The sequence below is a fragment of the Flavobacterium sp. genome, from assembly GCF_025352425.1.
Taxonomy (GTDB): Bacteria; Bacteroidota; Bacteroidia; order Flavobacteriales; family Flavobacteriaceae; genus Flavobacterium.
This window is the reverse complement of record NZ_JANXTI010000035.1, coordinates 33,226-53,931: the sequence shown is the minus strand read 5'-3', so window position 1 is coordinate 53,931 and position 20,706 is coordinate 33,226. Positions and strand designations below refer to the sequence as shown.

At 36.4% G+C, this 20,706-nt stretch carries 23 protein-coding genes; 14 read left to right on the top strand and 9 right to left on the bottom strand.

What is annotated here, in order from left to right; all coding sequences use genetic code 11:
* Window positions 1–5 precede the first annotated feature (5 nt).
* The 9 genes from Q0Q99_RS05280 to Q0Q99_RS05240 all read left to right on the top strand — a co-directional run bounded on the left by Q0Q99_RS05280 (window position 6) and on the right by Q0Q99_RS05240 (window position 8,449).
* The gene (locus Q0Q99_RS05280; RefSeq protein ID WP_293892502.1) at window positions 6–998 is read left to right on the top strand and encodes an RCC1 domain-containing protein; all 993 of its coding nucleotides are present in this window, start codon (window positions 6–8) and stop codon (window positions 996–998) included.
* On the top strand, window positions 931–1,422 hold the full coding sequence (locus tag Q0Q99_RS05275) for a T9SS type A sorting domain-containing protein (RefSeq protein ID WP_293892500.1): 492 nt from the start codon (window positions 931–933) through the stop codon (window positions 1,420–1,422). The genes Q0Q99_RS05280 and Q0Q99_RS05275 overlap by 68 nt, the downstream gene beginning before the upstream one ends.
* A gap of 137 nt (window positions 1,423–1,559) precedes the next feature.
* A complete protein-coding gene (locus Q0Q99_RS05270) occupies window positions 1,560–1,997 on the top strand; it encodes a GNAT family N-acetyltransferase (protein ID WP_367174994.1) in 438 nt (145 codons plus the stop codon).
* 50 nt (window positions 1,998–2,047) lie between these two features.
* Window positions 2,048–3,526: a lipopolysaccharide biosynthesis protein gene (locus Q0Q99_RS05265; RefSeq protein WP_293892498.1), complete on the top strand. Its 1,479-nt coding sequence runs from the start codon at window positions 2,048–2,050 to the stop codon at window positions 3,524–3,526.
* 1 nt (window position 3,527) lies between these two features.
* A complete protein-coding gene (dut, locus tag Q0Q99_RS05260) occupies window positions 3,528–3,962 on the top strand; it encodes a dUTP diphosphatase (protein WP_293892495.1) in 435 nt (144 codons plus the stop codon).
* Window positions 3,963–4,012: 50 nt separating this feature from the next.
* Complete coding sequence (locus tag Q0Q99_RS05255) at window positions 4,013–5,023, top strand: sugar phosphate nucleotidyltransferase (RefSeq protein WP_293892493.1); 1,011 nt, start codon at window positions 4,013–4,015, stop codon at window positions 5,021–5,023.
* Window positions 5,024–5,027: 4 nt separating this feature from the next.
* Window positions 5,028–6,380 carry a tetratricopeptide repeat protein gene (locus tag Q0Q99_RS05250; RefSeq protein ID WP_293892491.1) on the top strand — a complete coding sequence of 451 codons (1,353 nt, stop codon included), beginning with the start codon at window positions 5,028–5,030 and terminating at the stop codon, window positions 6,378–6,380.
* On the top strand, window positions 6,380–7,171 hold the full coding sequence (locus Q0Q99_RS05245) for a DUF4292 domain-containing protein (RefSeq protein WP_293892489.1): 792 nt from the start codon (window positions 6,380–6,382) through the stop codon (window positions 7,169–7,171). Before Q0Q99_RS05250 ends, Q0Q99_RS05245 begins: the two co-directional genes overlap by 1 nt.
* Before the next feature lie 15 nt (window positions 7,172–7,186).
* Entirely contained in the window at window positions 7,187–8,449 is a 1,263-nt protein-coding gene (locus Q0Q99_RS05240; protein ID WP_293892486.1) for a peptidoglycan DD-metalloendopeptidase family protein, read from the top strand.
* A 91-nt stretch (window positions 8,450–8,540) separates the two neighbouring features.
* Here the strand turns inward: Q0Q99_RS05240 and Q0Q99_RS05235 are convergent, their stop codons facing one another.
* Window positions 8,541–9,050 (bottom strand): acyl-CoA thioesterase, encoded by a 510-nt coding sequence (locus Q0Q99_RS05235; RefSeq protein WP_293892483.1) that lies wholly within the window; start codon window positions 9,048–9,050, stop codon window positions 8,541–8,543.
* Between the two features lie 57 nt (window positions 9,051–9,107).
* A complete protein-coding gene (locus tag Q0Q99_RS05230) occupies window positions 9,108–10,046 on the bottom strand; it encodes an SPOR domain-containing protein (protein WP_293892480.1) in 939 nt (312 codons plus the stop codon).
* A gap of 100 nt (window positions 10,047–10,146) precedes the next feature.
* Between Q0Q99_RS05230 and dprA the strand changes: the two genes are divergently transcribed.
* Complete coding sequence (gene dprA / locus Q0Q99_RS05225) at window positions 10,147–11,250, top strand: DNA-processing protein DprA (RefSeq protein WP_293892477.1); 1,104 nt, start codon at window positions 10,147–10,149, stop codon at window positions 11,248–11,250.
* Between the two features lie 5 nt (window positions 11,251–11,255).
* On the opposite strand, the gene Q0Q99_RS05220 is transcribed toward dprA, so the two are convergent.
* Both Q0Q99_RS05220 and trpS read right to left on the bottom strand, forming a co-directional pair.
* Window positions 11,256–11,663 (bottom strand): hypothetical protein, encoded by a 408-nt coding sequence (locus Q0Q99_RS05220; RefSeq protein ID WP_293892474.1) that lies wholly within the window; start codon window positions 11,661–11,663, stop codon window positions 11,256–11,258.
* 31 nt (window positions 11,664–11,694) lie between these two features.
* Entirely contained in the window at window positions 11,695–12,672 is a 978-nt protein-coding gene (gene trpS, locus Q0Q99_RS05215; RefSeq protein ID WP_293892471.1) for a tryptophan--tRNA ligase, read from the bottom strand.
* Window positions 12,673–12,746: 74 nt separating this feature from the next.
* On the opposite strand from trpS, the gene Q0Q99_RS05210 reads away from it, so the two are divergent.
* Window positions 12,747–13,487, top strand: coding sequence for a 1-acyl-sn-glycerol-3-phosphate acyltransferase (locus tag Q0Q99_RS05210; protein WP_293892468.1), 741 nt, complete (start codon window positions 12,747–12,749; stop codon window positions 13,485–13,487).
* An 83-nt stretch (window positions 13,488–13,570) separates the two neighbouring features.
* On the opposite strand, the gene Q0Q99_RS05205 is transcribed toward Q0Q99_RS05210, so the two are convergent.
* From Q0Q99_RS05205 to recA, 4 genes are all read right to left on the bottom strand, one after another.
* On the bottom strand, window positions 13,571–15,136 hold the full coding sequence (locus Q0Q99_RS05205; protein ID WP_293892465.1) for a hypothetical protein: 1,566 nt from the start codon (window positions 15,134–15,136) through the stop codon (window positions 13,571–13,573).
* Window positions 15,133–15,684 carry a sigma-70 family RNA polymerase sigma factor gene (locus Q0Q99_RS05200; protein WP_293892462.1) on the bottom strand — a complete coding sequence of 184 codons (552 nt, stop codon included), beginning with the start codon at window positions 15,682–15,684 and terminating at the stop codon, window positions 15,133–15,135. Before Q0Q99_RS05200 ends, Q0Q99_RS05205 begins: the two co-directional genes overlap by 4 nt.
* A gap of 21 nt (window positions 15,685–15,705) precedes the next feature.
* Entirely contained in the window at window positions 15,706–16,119 is a 414-nt protein-coding gene (locus Q0Q99_RS05195) for a hypothetical protein (protein WP_293892459.1), read from the bottom strand.
* A 96-nt stretch (window positions 16,120–16,215) separates the two neighbouring features.
* Window positions 16,216–17,220, bottom strand: a complete 1,005-nt coding sequence (recA, locus tag Q0Q99_RS05190) for a recombinase RecA (protein ID WP_293892456.1) — start codon at window positions 17,218–17,220, stop codon at window positions 16,216–16,218.
* Between the two features lie 235 nt (window positions 17,221–17,455).
* Here recA and Q0Q99_RS05185 point away from each other — a divergent pair, with 235 nt between their 5' ends.
* The 3 genes from Q0Q99_RS05185 (at window position 17,456) to Q0Q99_RS05175 (ending at window position 19,895) form a co-directional block, all read left to right on the top strand.
* Window positions 17,456–18,190: a 1-acyl-sn-glycerol-3-phosphate acyltransferase gene (locus tag Q0Q99_RS05185; protein ID WP_293892453.1), complete on the top strand. Its 735-nt coding sequence runs from the start codon at window positions 17,456–17,458 to the stop codon at window positions 18,188–18,190.
* Window positions 18,191–18,193: 3 nt separating this feature from the next.
* Entirely contained in the window at window positions 18,194–19,183 is a 990-nt protein-coding gene (locus Q0Q99_RS05180; protein WP_293892450.1) for an acyl-ACP desaturase, read from the top strand.
* A 67-nt stretch (window positions 19,184–19,250) separates the two neighbouring features.
* Window positions 19,251–19,895, top strand: coding sequence for an HD domain-containing protein (locus Q0Q99_RS05175; protein ID WP_293892447.1), 645 nt, complete (start codon window positions 19,251–19,253; stop codon window positions 19,893–19,895).
* Window positions 19,896–19,922: 27 nt separating this feature from the next.
* Here the strand turns inward: Q0Q99_RS05175 and Q0Q99_RS05170 are convergent, their stop codons facing one another.
* Window positions 19,923–20,705, bottom strand: coding sequence for an enoyl-CoA hydratase-related protein (locus tag Q0Q99_RS05170; RefSeq protein ID WP_293892444.1), 783 nt, complete (start codon window positions 20,703–20,705; stop codon window positions 19,923–19,925).
* Between the last annotated feature and the right edge of the window lies 1 nt (window position 20,706).

Genomic DNA, 20,706 nt, shown 5'->3' with positions numbered 1-20,706 from the left:
ACAACATGAAAAAAACAATACTTTATACAATATTGGCTTTGGTTGGTGTCTGTACCATGAAGGCACAGTGCCTTACTAAACTCGATTCCGGCAATTATTTTAATTATGGGTTAAAACCTAACGGCACTTTGTGGAACTGGGGCTCTGGAGCTGCTTTTGGGCAATTGGGTGATGGTATGGAAGCGGACCACCATGTCCCTACCCAACTCACTACCGCTACCAACTGGCAGAGTTTTACCTGTGGCACATATTATGTTTTAGCCATCAAGGCTAACGGAACCTTATGGGCTGCCGGTGATAACAGCACCGGGCAGCTTGGAATAGGTTCATCGGCTATATATTCCAATACATTGATTCAGGTAGGTACAGCCACCAACTGGAAGCAGGTGGGCACTGGGGATTTTTTCAATATAGCAGTAAAAACGGACGGTACCCTATGGGGTTGGGGGCAGAATCATCAAAGCCAGATGGGTGACGGCAGCTGTTGCGCAGACCGTTTAAGCCCGGGGCAGATAGGTACGGCCACCAACTGGAAGATGGCCGCCGCCGCCGGTGCCGGTACTGGTATGGCAATTAAAACCAACGGTACGCTATGGGGTTGGGGAAATAACAATATCTCGGGTTTATTGGGGCCTTCAACCCTTAGTGGTGTTCAAACCCCGACACAGATAGGTACTGATACTGATTGGGAAACCATGAGCCTAGGCATTGCTTATATTCTGGCACTCAAAACCGATGGCAGTCTTTGGTCCTGGGGAGGAGGGGGATATGGTGAAAACGGAGATACGCTACCTCCCACCTATTTTAGGGATGCTCCTGTTCATATAGGCACCTTCACCTGGCTAAAAGTAGCCGCTGGTTTTCGCAGTTCCTATGGCATCAGGAGTGACGGCACGCTGTGGGCATGGGGGCTTAACGATGCAGGGCAACTTGGAGACGGTACCACCACCAACAGGATGCAACCGGTACAAATCGGTACAAATCGGTACAGATACTGACTGGGCAGAGGTAGCAGGAGGTTTTCAGCATGCAGTAGCCATAAAATTCAACGGCGCGCTATGGGTTTGGGGGAGCAACGACTATGGGCAGTTGGGCAATGGTACCACTACGGCAACCATAGTGCCTACCGCTATTCCGGTAGCGGGCTGTACCTTGGGAGAGGAAACATTTGAGCAGGAACCTTTTACCTTATATCCCAACCCGGCACAAAATGAAATCAACATCCGCTATCAGGGTCAGCAGGTGGTTACGGGTTTAGTGATTTATGACCTTACCGGCAGAGCGGTGTATAAAACCACTCCTGTTGCGGGCAATACGCTACAGGCAACACTACCTGTGGGTATGCTGCAAAGTGGTACTTATATAGTAAGCTTACAGGCAAATGACAAAACTATAGTGGCTAAGAGGTTTGTGAAGGAGTAGTGTGTCAAACCTTACCAAGGTTATCACTATCGGCAATATGACCAAAGATTTAAAAGGCAACTTGCAATAGAAAAATAATTATAAAAAAGAGCCAACAACAGTTGGCTCTTTTTTTATACTTTTAAATAAAAATTCCAATGGAAATCAAGGAACTTACCACATTAGAAGAAATGCTGCCTCACTTTGATTTAATGCATTTGATGTATTCCAAAATGACACCGGAGATGTACAAATCCTTTCTCGAAGTTATGATTCCAAACCATTATTCTCAAGTTGCCGTGTTTGAAAATAACGAATGCCTTGGCGTAACCGGAATTTGGCTCCAAACAAAACTTTGGTGCGGAAAAGCCCTGGAAATTGACAATTTCATCGTTCACCCTGACCATCGCTCCAAAGGAATTGGCAATATGATTTGTGACTTTATCGAGGCCAAAGCAAAAGCATTGGGCTGCACCAATATTGTGCTTGATGCTTATACTTCCAACTTCCCTGCGCATCGTTTTTACTACAATCAGGGATTTGGACCCAAAGGTTTTCATTTCGTCAAAATTTTAGACGAAAACGGCCTGACATAAACAGAAGAAATGGTTACTTTTGTTTCAATTCCTAAGCAATAGTCAACACCTTGAGTTTATATAAAAATCTCTTCAAACAAACATTAATTTACGGATTAGCTACCGTTTTCCCAAGGATAATCAGCTTTATCCTCAATCCTTTGTTTGTTTACTATTTGCCGGATAAAAGCAAAATGGGTGAGGTATCTATTATTTTTGCCTATTTGGTTTTCTTTAATGTTGTTTTGTCTTACGGAATGGAAACGGCTTTTTTTAGATTTTATAATTCAGAAGACAACAAGAAAAATGTCATTTCAACTGCTACTGTTTCACTGTTTTGGTCCACTTTAGGATTTTTAGTTTTAGCGTTGTTATTCCGAAATGCATTGGCGGGCTGGTCAGATATTAGTGTAGAATATATCACCTATACCATTTGGATTTTAACGCTTGATGCCTTGGCAATCATTCCATTTTCAAAGCTGCGTGCCGAGAAAAAACCAATAAAGTACGCCGCGATAAAAATGGCGAACGTTTCTATAAACCTATTGCTCAACGTTTTCTTTCTGGCTTTCTTACCAAAATTAGTTGCCGGTAATCCGAATGGTTTTTTTAGCACTATTTATTTCGAAAACTTCCAAATAGGCTACATCTTTGTTGCTAATTTAGTGGCAAGTTTCTTTACTTTGATTGTGTTAATTCCAAATTATACCCGCATTTCCTGGCACTTTGATAAAGTACTTTGGAAAAAAATGATGACGTATGGATTGCCAATCCTTTTTGCCGGAATTGCTTTTGCCATCAACGAACATTTTGATAAAATACTCTTAGACTGGATGCATGTTCCATTGTCAGAAATTGGAGCGTATTCCGCTTGCTATAAAATAGGAATGTTCATGGTGCTTTTTAGAACGGCCTACACATTGGGCATCGAACCGTTTTTCTTCAGTCATGCCAGCAATGAAAACGCACAGCAAACCTACGCTACCATAACCAAATATTTTGTGATTTTTGGTTCGTTTATTTGTTTGTTTGTCATTGTTTTTGCCGATTTATTGAAACAGGTTTTAGTGCCAAATCCGTCGTATTGGGATGCTATGAAAGTGGTACCGCTGATTGTTTTGGCAAACTTCTTCCTCGGCATATATACAAATCTTTCGGTTTGGTACAAACTGATAGATAAGACTAAAATCGGCGCCTATATATCAATTATAGGGGCTTCGGTAACACTAACATTGAACTATTTTTTAATTCCGTTAAAAGGGCCTTTTGGAAGCTATTACGGTTCAGCAATTGCAACCATTGCCGCTTATGGAAGCATGATGATTATTTCTTATAAATTAGGTCAGAAGTATTATCCAATACCCTACGATTTTAATAAGATTTTCAGTTATCTGGGATTAACGATTTTATTCTCGGCAATATCATTTTATATTCCCTACTTAAGAGAAAATTATCTTGTGAAATTCGGTTTGTTAGCGCTATTTTTATATTTCATCTATTATAGTGAAAAAGAAACATTACTAAGAATCATAAAAAGAAAAGCAAAATAAAATGACCATAAAAATCATCAATAAATCACAACATGATTTGCCTAATTATGAAACTATTGCTTCGGCAGGAATGGATTTAAGAGCTAATTTATCCGAGTCAATAGAACTAAAACCTTTAGAAAGAGCCATAATAAAAACAGGCCTTTTCATTGAGCTTCCTATTGGTTACGAAGCACAGGTTCGTCCCAGAAGTGGTTTGGCGGCCAAAAAAGGAGTAACCGTCCTTAATTCTCCGGGAACAGTTGATGCGGATTATCGTGGCGAAATTGGAGTGATTTTAGTAAATTTATCCAATGAAAATTTTATCGTTGAAAACGGCGAAAGGATTGCCCAATTAATCATCGCCAAACACGAACGAGCCGAATGGATTTCAGTAGAAACACTTTCTGAAACGCATCGTGGTGAAGGTGGATTTGGCAGTACAGGAGTAAAATAGATATAATAATAAGAGGATGAGATTGCTTCGTACCTCGCAATGACATAAAAATGAAAATAATAGTGCCAATGGCAGGTCGCGGTTCACGTCTTCGCCCACATACATTAACCATTCCGAAACCATTAATTCCAATTGCAGGAAAGCCAATTGTGCATCGATTGGTAGAAGATATTGCCGGAGTTTTGAATCAGGAAATTGACGAAGTTGCTTTTATCATTCACGAAAGTTTTGGTAAAAAAGTAGAAGAAGATCTGATTGCCATTGCCCAAAAATTAGGAGCAAAAGGAACTATTTATTATCAAAATGAGGCACTGGGAACAGGTCATGCCATTATGTGTGCGAAAGATTCATTAACCGGACCGGCGGTAATCGCTTATGCAGATACTTTAATCCGTGCCGATTTCGATTTAGACAAAACCGCAGATAGCGTTATTTGGGTAAAACAAGTGGATCAACCGGAAGCGTTTGGCGTAATCAATTTGAATGAAAACAACGAGATAGTCGAGCTGGTAGAAAAGCCAAAGGAATTTGTTTCTGATTTAGCTGTAATCGGAATATACTATTTTAAGGATATTTCCGTTTTAAAAGAAGAGTTGCAGTTGGTTTTGGATAATAATATAATTCATGGCGGCGAATACCAAATTAATGACGGAATCAAACAAATGATGGCAAAGGGCATGAAATTTGTACCGGGGCGCGTCGATGAATGGATGGATTGTGGTAACAAAGACGTAACGGTGGAGACCAATTCAAGGATGCTGGGGTTTTTACACAACGATGGGGAACATTTAGTTGACTATGATGTAAAACAAGAAAACGCTACCATTATTCCACCATGTTATATTGGTGCCGATGTGGTTTTGATAAATGCAACGGTTGGCCCTAATGTATCTTTAGGAAGAGGAACACACGTTACAGATTCAACAATTAAAAATAGCCTGGTTCAAACCCATGCTCATATCAAAAATGCGAATTTAGAGAATGCGATGATTGGAAATCACGTGAGTTTTGACGGTGATTTCACTAGCATTAGTATCGGAGATTACTCGGTTTTAGAATAAAAAAATGAAAAAAATTGCCATTTATAGTCTGTTGTTTTTTGGAATGTTTTGTGTTCCCAGTGTTGTTTTTGCTCAAAACGAACCAAACGATGTTGTTGTAATTGACGACGGGTTTGAAGATTTATTCTATGAAGCAATCCAACAAAAAAGCATGGAAAACTATGACAAGGCGATTGAAGCCTTGCAAAAAGGCAAGGCAATTGAACCTGAAAATCCCGTAATTTATTTCGAGTTGGGCAAGAATTATTTAGCGCAAAAAAAGTATAAAGAAGCCTATGATAACTTTGAAAAAGCTGCCAAAATGGATCCAAAAAACCGTTGGGCTTTGGTGGGTATGTATGATGTTTGTTATGAAACCCGTGACTATAATGCAGCGATTCCACTTGTTGAGAAATTAATAAAATTCAAGGAAGATTATAAAGAAGACCTGACTTCGCTATACATGAATACGCAGCAATTTGACAAAGCGCTGGAACTCATTAATGAATTGAACGCAAGGTTCGGCAAAACAGAGAAGCGAGAATTGTATAAAGCAGACATTCTAAAAGATGCCAAATACCAATCGGCTGAAAAGTTCAATTTACTGGACCAGATTAAAAAATTCCCGAAAGATGAATCCAATTACATCGCTTTGATTTATATGTATTCACAAAGCAATCAGGAAGAAAAAGCATTGGAAATTGCCCAGAAATTAGAAAGGGAAATTCCAACTTCTGATTGGGCGCAAGTGAGTTTGTTCAAATTTCATTTAAATAATAATGACGGCGATAATGCGGTGAAAGCCATGAATATTGTCTTTCAAAGCAAAAAAATAGATTCTAAAATTAAACACAGAATGCTCAATGAATTTCTGATTTTTACTAAAAACAATCCAAAATACGAACCCGATTTTGATAAAGCCATTTCTTATTTTGACAATGACAAAGAGATAAAGGTGGCTAAAGAAATAGGTAAATTTTATTATTCAAAAGCCGATTGGGACAAAGCCATAAACTATTTTGAAATGTATCTAAAAAATAATCAAGAGGATATAGACACGCAACAATTGCTTTTACAAGCCTATACGGAGAAGAGTGCGTTTATTCTTGTGGCCAAAAAAGCGGATGACCTATCCCAACTTTTTCCTACTCAACCACAATTTTATTATTATGCGGGTCTCGCTAATAATCAACTGAAGAACTATAAAAAAGCTGCCGACATCTTAGAATCGGGTTTGGACTTTGTTCTTGATGATATGGCATTGGAAACCAATTTTAACATTCAATTAGGCGAAGCCTATACAGGATTGGGAGATGCAAATAAGAAAGAAAAGTATTTTGCCAAAGCCGATGAGCTCATAAAAAAACAAAAGAAATAATGAAAAAAGCATTGTGCGTTTTCGCCGTTATTTTTCTGGTATCCTGCAAATCCAAAGCGGTTGTTGTTGGCACAAATACCCCAATAGCAGGCGTTCAAGCTGACAGCATCCCGACTTTTAAAACAGTAATTCAAAAACATTACAATAATAAAAGTGATTTTTCGACGTTATACATCAGGGCAAATGCCAAATACAAACACGAAGATGATTCGCAAAGTGTTTCTGCGGAAATCAAAATAAAGAAGGATGAGAAGATTTTAGTAAGCATTCGCGTATTAGGAATAACAATGGCAAAAGCGTTGATCACTCCGACCGAAGTAAAGTATTATGAAAAGCTAGGCGGGAATTATTTTGAAGGAGATTATGAAGCGTTGAGCCAATGGTTGGGAACTGATTTAGATTTTGACAAAATACAAAACATGCTGATTGGGCAACCAATAGACGATCTGACAAAAGGAAATTATTCGTTTACACAAACAGATAAATTTTACAAATTGAATAGCGTTGAAGATAAAACCGAAAAATCTTTTTCATTTGAAGCAGAGCATTTCTTACTTAAAAAACAGGAAATTAGCCAGCCTGAAAAAGAAAGAAGTTTTGAAGTTAATTATCCCAATTTTCAGGATTTTACTTCAGGGATTTTTCCTGCGGGCCTCACAATAAATGCGTTTCAAAAGAAGGGAAAAACAACCATCCTTGTAGACTATAATTCGATGACCTTTAATGAAGAGTTATCTTTTCCTTACAGTGTTCCTGATGGTTACGATAGAATTTTTATCAAACACGATTAGCCAAAACTAAAACCTATGCCAAAACTATTTTTCTCTTTATTATTTTTATGTTGCTCTATTCAGATGTGGGGACAACCGCCCACACAGGAACAACTTGAAGAACGCAAAGCCAAAATTCAGTTAGAGATTCAAGAGAAAGAACAATTGCTGCAATCCGTAAAAAGCAAAGAAAAATCGGTGGTGACCCAATTGTTGCTACAACAGGAAAAAATCGGCTTAAAAGAAAAACTCATAAATACAACCGAAAAACAAACCAAATTGTTAGGCAATGACATTTATGTAAATCAAATAAAGATAAACCAACTCAATCGGGATTTGGAGCAGCTGAGAAAAGATTATGCTGCGATGATTTTAAAGTCATACAAAAGTCGGTCGGAACAAAGCCGGGCGATGTTTTTATTGTCCTCAGAAAATTTTCTGCAAGCCTATAAAAGAGCTCAGTATATGAAACAATATGCAAGCTACAGAAAAATGCAAGGGCAGGAAATTGAAGGAAAAACAAAGCAGCTTGTTGGATTTACCAATAAGATTCTTGTTCAGAAAACGGTAAAGGAAAAGCTAATTACAGAAAACGAGAATGAAAAGAAAGAATTAGTAAAAGAGAAACAGGAGCAGGAAAAAATAGCCAATCAAATCCATAAGGAAAAAGGAAAAATAGTTGCAGAGATTAAGAAGAAGCAACAGGAAACCAGAAAGATTGATGCTCAAATTCAACGATTAATACGTGAAACCATTGCCGCAGCCAATAAAAAAACAGCAGCTGCAAAAGCGAAAGCTAATCCAAAAACAACAACTGCAGAATCAACAAAGGCTTTGGAATCTTCAGCGAAAATTGTATTAACTTCTGAAGGGCAATTGGTAGCTAACAATTTCAGAGCCAATAAAGGAAAATTGCCTTGGCCTGTTGAAAAAGGAGCTGTTTCTTTAGCTTATGGTGATCAGCCTCATCCGATATATAAAACGCTTATGGTTCATAATAGCGGAGTCGAGATTACAACAGAAAATGGCGCTTCGGCCAGATCAGTTTTTGGTGGCGAAGTGACTAAAGTAATAAAATTGTCGCCTTTAAATATTGCTGTTTTCATCCAGCATGGCGATTATTTTACGGTTTATCAAAACTTAAGCAGCGTTAGTGTTGGAGTTGGAGATAAAGTTTCTACCAAACAAATTTTAGGCAAAATCCGTACTAATGGCGACACAGGAAAAACGATTTTAAAATTCCTGATTCTTCAAAACACCACCTATAATAATCCTGCCAGTTGGTTGTTTAATATGTAAAAACAGATAGAAAAAATAACCGCAAATTCGCAAATTATAGCAATTATATAATTTGCGGTTAAAAATAAGCAACATATTGAATATGTATCAGCTATAAAAACAATGCTTTTAATTCGCTTGCATCGTGTGGATTCATTTTTCCGGCCAAGACTAAACTTAATTGTTTTCTGCGTAAAGCAGCCTCATACCTAATTTTTTCCTCTTCTGTTTCTGGTTCAATTTGTGGCACCGGCACTGGATTTCCGCTTTCGTCAACAGCCACAAAAGTATAAATTGCTTCGTTCGCTTTAGTTCTAATTCCGGATTCTCTATCCTCTATCCAAACATCCAAAAAGATTTCCATAGACGATGTAAAAGCACGTGAAACTTTAGCTTCTACAGTTACCACACTACCCAACGGAATGGCGCGATTAAAAGCCACGTGATTTACAGAAGCAGTAACAGTAATTCTTCGGGAATGCCTTCTGGCAGCAATACTTGCAGCTCTGTCCATTCGGGCCAGTAATTCGCCCCCAAAAAGATTGTTTAAAGGGTTGGTTTCGCCAGGTAATACTAAATCGGTTAAAATGGTTAACGATTCAGAAGGATGTTTTGGGTTCATATTTTTTTTGCAAAGGTACTTACTGAAAACAAAAAATCCCGATTTCTCGAGATAATTTTATAATTCTTCAACCAAAAGCCAAGCGTCTTTGTTGTCTAATTTTTGAATGTTTTTCATGGCTTCATGTGCTTCAGAATAAGTCGAATAACTTCCGTATAAAACAGGAAATAATCCATGCTTGTTTGGGGCTAATCTTTTGGCTTTTTTAAATCCTAATTTAAGCAGCCTTTGATATTGTTCTTCTGCATTGTTTTCTATTCTAAATGCACCTGCAACTACGCAATATGGCATTTTTTCTGCGGGAACCGTTAGTGTAACCGCAGGTAATGGATTTGAAATATAAAAAGTAGCTTCCTGAATTTTTTGATTTATCTTTTTCTGAACATTTGTTTCTACGATAAGCGTTTCCTGAGCAATTTTGCTTTCATAATACTTGTAACCAAATGGTCCCGTAATTCCTGCCGATAACAAGAAAACAGCAGCATATTTCAAAGCCGAATAATTTCTTCTTTTCTCCGGTGTGAATACGATTGGTGCTTTTTCTTCCAATTGAGCAACTTCTTCTTTATAAACTTCTCGTTTTACCAAAGGAGAAACAAACGAGCTCAATCCGAAAGATTCTTTGAGATAATTGATTTGATCGATGGGAACAAAAACAATATTCATCTCCGGATTCAGTGAAAAGTTACCTATATTTTTCACAGAATAATTTCCTATTTCCTGCATCTTATTTTTCCAATCCGTTACTTCGTTTTGAATAACATTTACAGCAACCTCATAAGATATTTTTTCGGCTTGCGCCAAATGGTTCGCCAGCAATCCGTCGTTATTTTTAATAAACGCATTGAAGGAAATTATCTTTTTTGGAGGGTAAAACGAATGTGAATTTTCGTCCAGTTGCGCCGACTGAAATTCACTAAGAAATGCACCAAATCCTGGTACGGTGACACATTGATAACGATATAATAATTGGGAAATGTATTGTTCAATCTTCATATTGACAAATTTAGATAAACAATGACACTAACAAATAATTATTCACAAAATTTATTAACAATCCCAAGAAAAAGATTTATTTTTGTAGTAAAATAAGCACATGGATACAAACGAACTTTTTCACCTTTTGGCACTATTAAAAGTAGAAGGCGTTGGAGATATTGTTGCTAAAAAACTCATAAATCACTGCGGTTCAGCTGAAAATGTCTTCAATTCCAAATTGCGATCATTAAAATCAATAGACGGAGTAGGCGATGTTTTGGTTAAAAAACTAGCCGATAAAACAATTTTTGAAAAAGCTGAACAGGAGCTTCGATTTGTAGAGAAAGAAAAAGTAACTATTCTTTACTACCAAGATAATGATTATCCGGACAAATTAAAACATTGTATTGACGGACCAATTTTGCTTTTTGCTTCAGGGAATTTAAATTTCAAAAACAGAAAAATAATTAGCATCGTTGGTACGCGTGAAATCACATCGTATGGATCAAACTTTTGTAAACAACTGATAGAAGATTTGGCGATTTTCAATCCGATAATTGTGAGCGGATTTGCATACGGCGTTGACATTGTTGCTCATCAGGCAGCTATGGAGAACAACTTGCAAACTATCGGCGTTCTGGCTCACGGTTTAAATCAGGTTTATCCCAAAACACACAAAAAATATGTTGCAAGGATGGAAGGAAACGGCGGTTTTTTAACTGAGTTCTGGAGTAATTCAAATCCCGATAAAGAAAATTTTGTACGCCGAAATCGCATTGTTGCCGGAATGAGCGAAGCAACCGTAGTAATCGAAAGCGCTGAAAAAGGAGGTTCATTAATCACGGCAATAATGGCAAATGAGTACAATCGGGATGTATTCGCCGTGCCGGGGAGAACTTCAGATAAATTAAGCCAGGGATGCAATAATCTAATTAAAACCCAACGGGCCAACTTGATGACTTCGGCAGCGGATTTGTTTTATATTTTGAATTGGGAATTAGAGAATAAAGCAATCAAACCAGTTCAAAAACAACTTTTCGTTGTTCTTAATAATGAGGAACAAAAAGTCTACGATTATTTGGAACAAAACGGGAAGCAATTATTAGACATAATTGCCCTTGACTGCGATTTCCCAATTTTTAGAATTTCATCTCTGCTCTTAACTATGGAATTAAAAGGCGTTATTCGGCCTTTACCAGGAAAATTATTTGAAGCGATATAAGAAGATTATCTTTTTGGCATTACTAAAGTAAATACCTCTTCTATTCTATCTTCTGGCAAACCATGGTCGATGGTAATTTCAAACCCATTTGGAACTTCACCAACACCAATAACCTCAGGGTTAATAAGTGTATCAACTTTATACAACTTTGTTGTAATTAGTTTCTCTAAAAAACTAACAGAAATATAAGCATTTTGATTAGCTCCTTCAGGGTCTTCGTTTTTGGAATAACCTAAATCAGGATTAATAACAAAAGTTTTCACCAAATAATTTTTGAAACCAAAGGCACTGTTGGTGTGAACTTTGGCAAGCATTTTACTCAAATCAGGGTTTTTTTCTTCAGTGTATTTAATTTGTGAAAAAGCAGTACAAGATACTAATGCGAGAAGCATAGTGAAAACAATATTTTTCATGTGAAATAAATTTTTATCAAATGTATAAATTTTATTCAAACCCCAATTTTTCACGTACCCTTTTTAAGACATCATTTGCAATTGCTCCTGCTTTAATTGCACCTTGTTTGAGCAACGCATCCACTTCGGACAGATTGCTCATGTAGTAATTGTATTTTTCTCTTTCGGTCTTGAAGTTGGCAACGATTAACTCAAACAGTTCCTGCTTTGCATGACCATAACCAAAGTTCCTATTAATGTTGGAATATTTTATTCTCATTTCTGCAATTTGAGTTGCATCTGCCAATAATTTATAGAGGCCAAATATTTTGCAGGTATCAGGATTTTTCGGTTCTTCAAGTGGTGTGCTATCGGTCTCAATGCTCATAATTTGCTTACGCAATCCTTTATCATCCAAGAAAATGTTGATTATGTTACCACGGGATTTACTCATTTTTTGACCATCAGTTCCGGGTACATACATCGTGTCTTCCTGAACTTTGGCTTCAGGAATTACAAAGGTTTCTCCCATTTGATGATTAAAGCGGGATGCAACATCACGAGTAATCTCAATATGTTGTAACTGATCTTTTCCAACGGGAACAAAATCAGCCTCATACAATAAAATATCAGCAGCCATAAGCATTGGGTATGAAAATAAACCAGCATTAACGTCTTCTAATCTGTCGGCTTTGTCTTTGAAAGAATGTGCTAATGTCAAACGCTGAAAAGGGAAAAAGCAGCTCAGGTACCATGATAATTCAGCTGTTTGCACTAAATCACTCTGACGATAAAAAATCACTTTATCAACATCTAATCCGCAAGCGAGCCAAACTGCCGCCGTGCTATAGGTATTTTGACGAAGTTCGTCTCCATTCTTTATTTGGGTAATTGAATGCAAATCCGCAATAAAAAGAAACGATTCATTACCTGGTTTTTTTGACAATGCAATGGCGGGCAAAATAGCTCCCAATAAGTTTCCTAAATGCGGTGTGCCAGTGCTTTGAATTCCGGTTAGTATTTTTGACATTTTCAATTTTTTTTCTAATCGCAAAGTTAAACGTTTGTATCAAAAATTGCATACCTTTCATTACATTTGACAATATGAGAGCATTGAAAATTGTTTTTTGGACACTTTATCGCATTTGGTTTTACATTTTAATGGCGATTCCCATAATTGTTATGTTCCCATTTCTTTTTATTTCAATTCTTAAAGAAAAATGGTATCCTTATTTTTTTGTGATGGCCAGAATTTGGGCAAAAATCATATTGTTTGGTATGGGATTCAGAGTTGAATTGGAAACAGAAGAAGAAATCATTGAAGGAAAAAGCTATATGTTTGTTGCCAATCATACTTCTATGACAGATATTATGTTGATGCTTTCGGTGGTGAAAAACCCTTTTGTTTTCGTTGGAAAAAAGGAATTGACCAAGATTCCACTTTTTGGATTTTTCTATAAAAGAACCTGTATTTTGGTTGACAGAAGCAGTTCAAAAAGCAGAATGGAAGTTTTTGAAAGAGCACAAAAAAAGATAAACCAAGGATTTAGCATTTGTATTTTCCCCGAAGGCGGTGTCCCACTCGATGAATCAATTGTGTTGGATGAATTTAAAGACGGTGCTTTCCGATTGGCGATTGACCATCATATTCCAATTGTTCCGATAACTTTCGCCGATAACAAAAAACGTTTTTCCTATACTTTTTTCAGTGGAAGTCCGGGTTTGATGCGTGTAAAAATTCAACGTTTTTTCGATACTAAAGATAACTCTTCAGAATATAAAAAAACACTAAAAGCATCAGTCCGGGAAGTCATTTTTAAGCAGCTTCAAGCATTTAATCCATAAAGAAAGAGCCACAAATTTTGTGACTCTTTCTGTTATTACCAAGAAGTAATAACACTTCCTAACTAATTTTAAAACAAACCTAACTAAAACCTGTAGCTGATTCCGCTGTAAACTCCAAAAATGAATGGTTTGAAATTCCCCGCATTTGAGCTAAATGTATTCAATTGATATTTTATTGTTGGTTCCAAATTGAATTCAAACGATCTCATAAAACCATATTTTATTCCCATTCCAAAATTGGTGCTGAAATGAACGTTGTTTAAATTATTTGCTTTTCCAAGCAACGTTTCTCTGCCTTCTGATACAATCGTAATGCTATTGTCCTGAAGAAAAAGCGTGCTAAATCCACCAATAATTCGTAAACCAAATTTTTTATCGAAAAGCGCATAAGTCATTTCGAAAGGCATTTCTAAATAACCTATTTCCTGATTGAGTTGACCGGTGTTTTTGTTTGCAAAGGAGTTTTCAAAAGGCAGCAATCCGTTTTCGGATATCGAATTTGAATTGTTAGCAGCATTGTTTTGTATCTGAATCATTGCACTCGAAGCCGTCGGGGAAACATTAGCCAACACTTTGGCTTGGATTCCGGTAAAGAACACAATGTTATTGGTGTCGTAGCTAATATTGACTTTGTTTAATCCGGCTCTGACCGTTAATTTTTTATTTACCTCATAACTCAAGCCAAGTCCGAAACCTACATTTGTATTATATGATTTAGAATTTTTGGCAAGCGTTGAATCGATTGGCGAACCATTAGAAATTGAACCTAAAAAAACAGGGGCAACATTTGAGGTAAGTTGCCACCTATTTCTTTTAGATTCCTGCTTTAATTTGCTTTCTTTTTCATTAAGCAATTCTTCCAATTCATTGTTAGCGACACTTTTTTTGGAAGCTGTGTCGTTTACCTTATTTTCAATTTCTTTTGTTACAGTTTTTGAAATACCATTCCCTTTCAAATCATTAAGATTGATAGGTGTTTTAGCTCCGCTCTGTTCTGCTTCGGAAGAATTGTCAAAGGCAGATTGATTTTTTTTGTTATTACCCGCTTTCAGATCTGTTTGAGCAATTTGCTTAGCCTGTTCGCTATGGCTTAAGCCTCCTGAGGCTTTTGATTGATTATTCCCGTTTTTTGTTTGAGCTAGTTGTTTTTGTGATTTTTCAAAAACAGATTGGGCTACAGCAGTTTTATTTTTTTCAGAATTTGATTTGTTTTTCAAAGAACGATGATTTGAAGAATTTCTTTTGGCAACGCTTGATTCTGAAGAATAGGTAGCTACTTTAGCTTTATATTCTTCTTTTTTAACTTTGTCAGAATTGGTTACAACAGCATCAGAAGTTGAATTGGTCACATTCAAATCTTTTTTATTTATATCGCTTTTGTTTATTTGGTTTGTTTTGCCAGAATTTGTCTCGTTTACAACCGAATTTTCAGTTTTAACTTCCGGATTATAAATAGATTTAGAGATTAAAAAACCAATTAAAAACAAAGCAGCAACGCCCGATAATTTCCACCAAAATGGAATTATTCTTCTTTTCTTTTTTTCATCGAGTTTTGTTGCAATATTTGCCCAAGTTTCTTTAGGTGGCTTTACCTCAAAATCTTTGAATTTTTCCTGAAACAGACGGTCTATGTTTTTTCTTTCACTCATTTTGCAGAAGGAAATGTTTTGTTTGAATCGTTTTTATAACGTTCTATTTTTTCTTTTAAAATCATTCGGGCACGAGATAAATTCGATTTAGATGTTCCGATATTTATCGAAAGCATTTCGGCAATTTCAGCATGCGAATAATCATCATTTACATAAAGATTGAATACTAATCTATACCTGTCGGGCAATTCCTGAATAATCTTTAGCAAATAATCTAAAGATATATTTTCGTCATCTATTTCAATTTCACAATCCTCAGGAATATCTTCTTTTACTAAACTTAAAAACGTCTGCGTCCGATATTGCTGTAAAACATTGTTAATCATAACTCGCTTTAACCAGCCATCAAAAGAACCTTTAAACGCATACTGCTCAATTTTATTAAAAATCAGTATAAATCCATCTTGTAAATTATCTTGCGCCTCAGTATAATTACGTGAATATTTCAAGCAAGCTGCAAACAGTTTTGGCGAATACAAGTTGTACAACTGTTCCTGTGCCTTTCTATCATTTTTTTTGCAATCATTTATGAGTTGATTTAAATCCAATTTTCCAAAATTGATTGTTATTTAATTCGTCACAGGCACTTCATATTCTAGAAATACATTATTTCCCTGGTCATCTTTTCCCTGATAAAATTTAAATATATAAGAGCCATTACTAGTCACGTAAAAGTTGAAAGTATATGTACTTGCGCCCATTTCAGGAGTTAATTCCTGACAATTATTTCTTTGTGCAATCGCATTTTCAACAGCAATAGTTCTTACGTTTAAATCTTTATCATAATACAAAGTGCTGAAGTAATAGCAACTTGTAGGAACTGTATAATGAACAGTTATAGGATAGGTTTGCCCTAAAGTAAATTCAGTCGGGATATCAACACTTTGTATTGGTCTTAATTCAAATAAATATTGGGTGTCATCGCCTGGTGAACAAGCATTGAACAAAAAAAAGAGGGCTAAAAGGGGGATTATTTTTCTCATATTACAATTGATTTTGTTGTTAGGATACTTTTTTATAAAAATGGTTGCGTTAAGGTAATAAAAAAATCACGCTCATGGCGTGATTTAGTTAGTTTATTAAGCATTGCTTTCTTTGATATAATCTTTAATTTTTTGTTCTAATTCATCGGCTAATTCCGGATTGTCTTTTATCAAGACTTTCACAGCGTCTCTTCCTTGCCCAAGTTTTGTTTCGCCATAACTGAACCAGGAACCGGCTTTTTTGATGATTTCAAATTCAACAGCTAAATCAAGAATTTCTCCGGTTTTTGAAACCCCTTCGCCATACATGATGTCGAACTCAGCAGTTTTAAATGGTGGAGCTACTTTATTTTTTACCACCTTAACTTTGGTTCTGTTTCCAATTACGTTTTCACCATCTTTAATTTGTGAAGAGCGACGAATGTCTAAACGAATAGAAGCGTAGAATTTTAAAGCATTTCCACCAGTTGTTGTTTCTGGGTTTCCAAACATAACACCAATTTTCTCTCTCAACTGATTGATGAAAAATACGGTACAATTTGTTTTGCTGATAGTTCCAGTTAATTTTCTCAGCGCCTGCGACATCAATCGAGCGTGTAATCCCATTTTAGAATCACCCATTTCTCCTTCTATTTCGCTTTTTGGAGTCAATGCTGCAACCGAGTCAATAACAACAATGTCAATGGCTCCGGAACGAATTAGATTCTCTGCAATTTCCAAAGCCTGTTCACCGTTATCTGGCTGTGAAATAATTAAATTCTCAATATCTACACCTAATTTCTCTGCATAATTTCTATCAAAGGCATGCTCTGCATCAATAAAAGCTGCAATTCCACCTGCTTTTTGTGCCTCAGCAATGGCATGAAGTGTTAAGGTTGTTTTTCCGGAAGATTCCGGACCATATATTTCAATAACCCTTCCTCTTGGGTAACCATTTACACCCAATGCTAAATCTAGACCAAGCGAACCAGAAGGAATTGTTTCTACCTCTTCAACCGCTTTGTCTCCCATTTTCATTACGGTTCCCTTGCCGTATGCCTTGTCTAATTTATCCAGCGTTAATTGTAATGCTTTTAATTTGGCTTCTTTTTCTGAACTCATTTTTTATAATTTTTGTGGCATAAAAATAATGCTTTTTTTGATGTTATAGGATACAAATCGGAGGAGTTTTGAACAAATTATTACGCCCTTTCAAATAACAATTATAATCAGTTAAAGATACGATTACCAAATTTTGAAATGGTATACAAAAAGTGTACTTTTTTAAAATGTTTTTACCCTTGTTTTATATTCCATGCTTTGATTTTTCCTTATTTTTGTCATCTATTCTTAAATCATGGAAAAGCTTATTTCGTATCCAATTTCAATAGTTTTTTATCTTTGTTTTGGATTGTGTTTGGTTATTTTTCATCCTATTCAGTGGATATGTATCAATATTTTTGGCTATCAGGCGCACAAAAAAAGCGTGGATTATTTGAACTTTTTTCTATCTAAATGCACCAATATTTTAGGGACAAGGTATTCTTTTGAAAACAGGGATACTATCCCAAAGAATGTTCCAATAATCTTTGTTTCTAACCATCAAAGCCTTTATGATATTGTTGGAATTATTTGGTATTTGCGACGTTTTCACGCCAAGTTTGTCAGCAAGAAAGAATTAGGAGATGGCATTCCAAGTGTTTCGTATAATCTTAGACACGGAGGCTCTATTCTTATCGACAGAAAAGATCCAAAACAAGCTATCCCTTTGATAAAAGGATTGTCAGAATACATAGAACAGTATAATCGCGCAGCCGTTATTTTTCCTGAAGGCACCCGAAGTAAGAACGGGAAGCCTAAAGAATTTGCCAAAAGTGGCTTAAAAATCTTATGTAAATATGCGCCATCCGCATATGTTGTGCCAATTACTATTAATAATTCGTGGAAAATGGTTAAATTTGGAGCGTTCCCAATGGGTTTAGGGAATCATTTGCAATTTATAATTCACGAAGCTATTGCTGTAAAAGAATTTCCTTTTGAAGTGTTAATGGAGAAAACAGAAAAAGCGGTGATACAATCTATTAAAATTTAAACAATGTCGATAAGCAATATTCGTCTGGAAGTAATGCAATTTCTGGAAAATAAAGTAGAAGGTTTCATGGAAGAATTCCTGATTCCTGTTGAAAATATATGGCAGCCATCAGACTTTTTACCCAATTCTGAAGACGAAAACTTTTTTGAAGAAGTAAAAGAATTACGTGAAATTGCCAAAGATTTACCTTATGATTTCTGGGTAACGCTTGTTGGTGATACCATTACCGAAGAAGCTTTGCCAACTTATGAATCCTGGCTGATGGATGTTGATGGCGTTGGTCAAGTTGAAAATAATCCATGGAGTAGGTGGGTACGTCAATGGACAGGAGAAGAAAACCGTCATGGTGATTTATTGAACAAATATTTGTATTTATCGGGCCGTGTAAACATGCGTGAAATCGAAATCACTACGCAACATTTAATTGCTGATGGTTTTGATATTGGTACAGGTCGTGATCCTTATAAGAATTTTGTTTACACAAGTTTTCAGGAATTAGCAACTTATATTTCACACAACAGGGTTTCACAAATAGCAAAACAATATGGTGATAAGAAATTATCAAAAATATGCAAAATGATTGCCGGTGACGAAATGCGCCATCATCATGCTTACAGCGAATTTGTAACTCAAATTTTTAAAGTTGACCCAAGCGAAATGCTTTTGGCTTTCAACTATATGATGAAGCAAAAAATTGTAATGCCAGCTCAGTTTTTAAGAGAATCAGGCGAAAAAATAGGCGCTGCCTTTTTAAATTTTTCAGATTCTGCCCAAAGAATTGGAGTTTACACTGCCGCTGATTATGTTGACATTATGCAAAAGCTGATTGAAAAATGGGAAATTGATAAGCTTTCAGGTTTGACGGATGAAGCAGAGAAAGCCAGAGATTATCTAATGAAACTCCCGGCCCGAATGGCAAAGGTTTCCGAAAGATTAGTGATTCCTGAGGAATCGACGCTTTTTAAGTGGGTTGAACCTGCTTTGATTAGATAAAGATAAAAGAGAATAGAAAAACAGACTAAATCCTTTCTGAAAAGAGAGGATTTTTAAATTAATAATAATGTCACTAATTGATAGAACAATAGTTTTCGTAAAAGAAAAACTTCAAAATGCCGAAGGCGGCCACGATTGGTTTCACATTGAACGCGTTTACAAAAATTCACTCTTAATTGCAAAGGAAGAAGATTGCGATTTAACTGTTGTTCAGCTTGGCGCTTTACTTCATGATATTGCCGATAGCAAATTTCATGAGGGAGACGAAACTGTTGGGCCAAAAACAGCCCGGACATTTTTAGAAAGCCAAAATGTTTCAGAAGAAATCACCATTCACGTAATAAACATTATTGAAAATATTTCATTTAAAGGAGGAAATTTCGAAAAGAAGTTCAATTCTATAGAACTGGAAATTGTTCAGGATGCCGATAGACTCGATGCTATTGGCGCTATCGGAATTGCGAGATGCTTCAATTATGGAGGCTTTAAAAATAGAGCGTTATACAATCCGGATATCTTGCCAAATTTGAATATGAGCAAAGAAGAATATAAAAATTCTAAATCGCCAACATTGAATCATTTCTACGAAAAGTTACTGTTGCTAAAAGACAAAATGAATACACCAACAGGCAAAAAAATTGCGGAAGCCCGACATCAATATATGGAAGATTTTCTTTCGCAGTTCTTTGCGGAATGGGAAGGTGAGCGATAAAAAAAATACCGGCTCGATTTTTTATGTTTATTTCCCTTTAAATTCAGCCTTTCTCTTTTCTAAAAAAGCGGTTGTTCCTTCCTTAAAATCTTCGGTTCCAAAACATTTCCCAAAGTTTCTGATTTCGGTTTCAAAACCATTTATGCCTTCTTTGTAATTTGCATTGATGCATTTTATGGCTCTGCCAATAGCATAAGGAGAATTCCGCATGATTTTGGCGGCAATACCTTTTGTAAAATCCAAAAGTTCCGCCTGTGGCACAACATGATTTACTAAACCTGCACGAAAGGCTTCTTCCGCAGATATCATTCCGGCAGTCATAATCATTTCCATAGCGCGTCCTTTTCCGATTAATTGTGGCAAACGCTGTGTTCCGCCATAACCCGGAATTACTCCAAGAGAAACTTCAGGCAAACCCATCTTGGCATTGTCCGACGCTATTCTGAAATGACACGCCATTGCTAATTCTAATCCGCCGCCAAGCGCAAATCCGTTAACGGCCGCAATCGTGGGCTTTCTTAGGTTTTCGACAAAATCAAACAACAATTCCTGTCCTTGAGCTGCCAGTTGGGCGCCTTCTTCAATCGAAAAATTCGAAAACTCTGAAATATCAGCGCCTGCAACAAAAGCTTTTTCGCCTTCGCCGGTAATGATAATAACCCTGACCTCAGCGTTACTCTCCAGACTTTCAAAAGCGTTGTGCAATTCTTGTATGGTCGCTACATTGAGTGCGTTTAATTTTGAAGGGCGATTGATGGTAATTTGACCAATCCCGTTTTCTATGGTAACGATTATGTTTTCAAAGTTCATG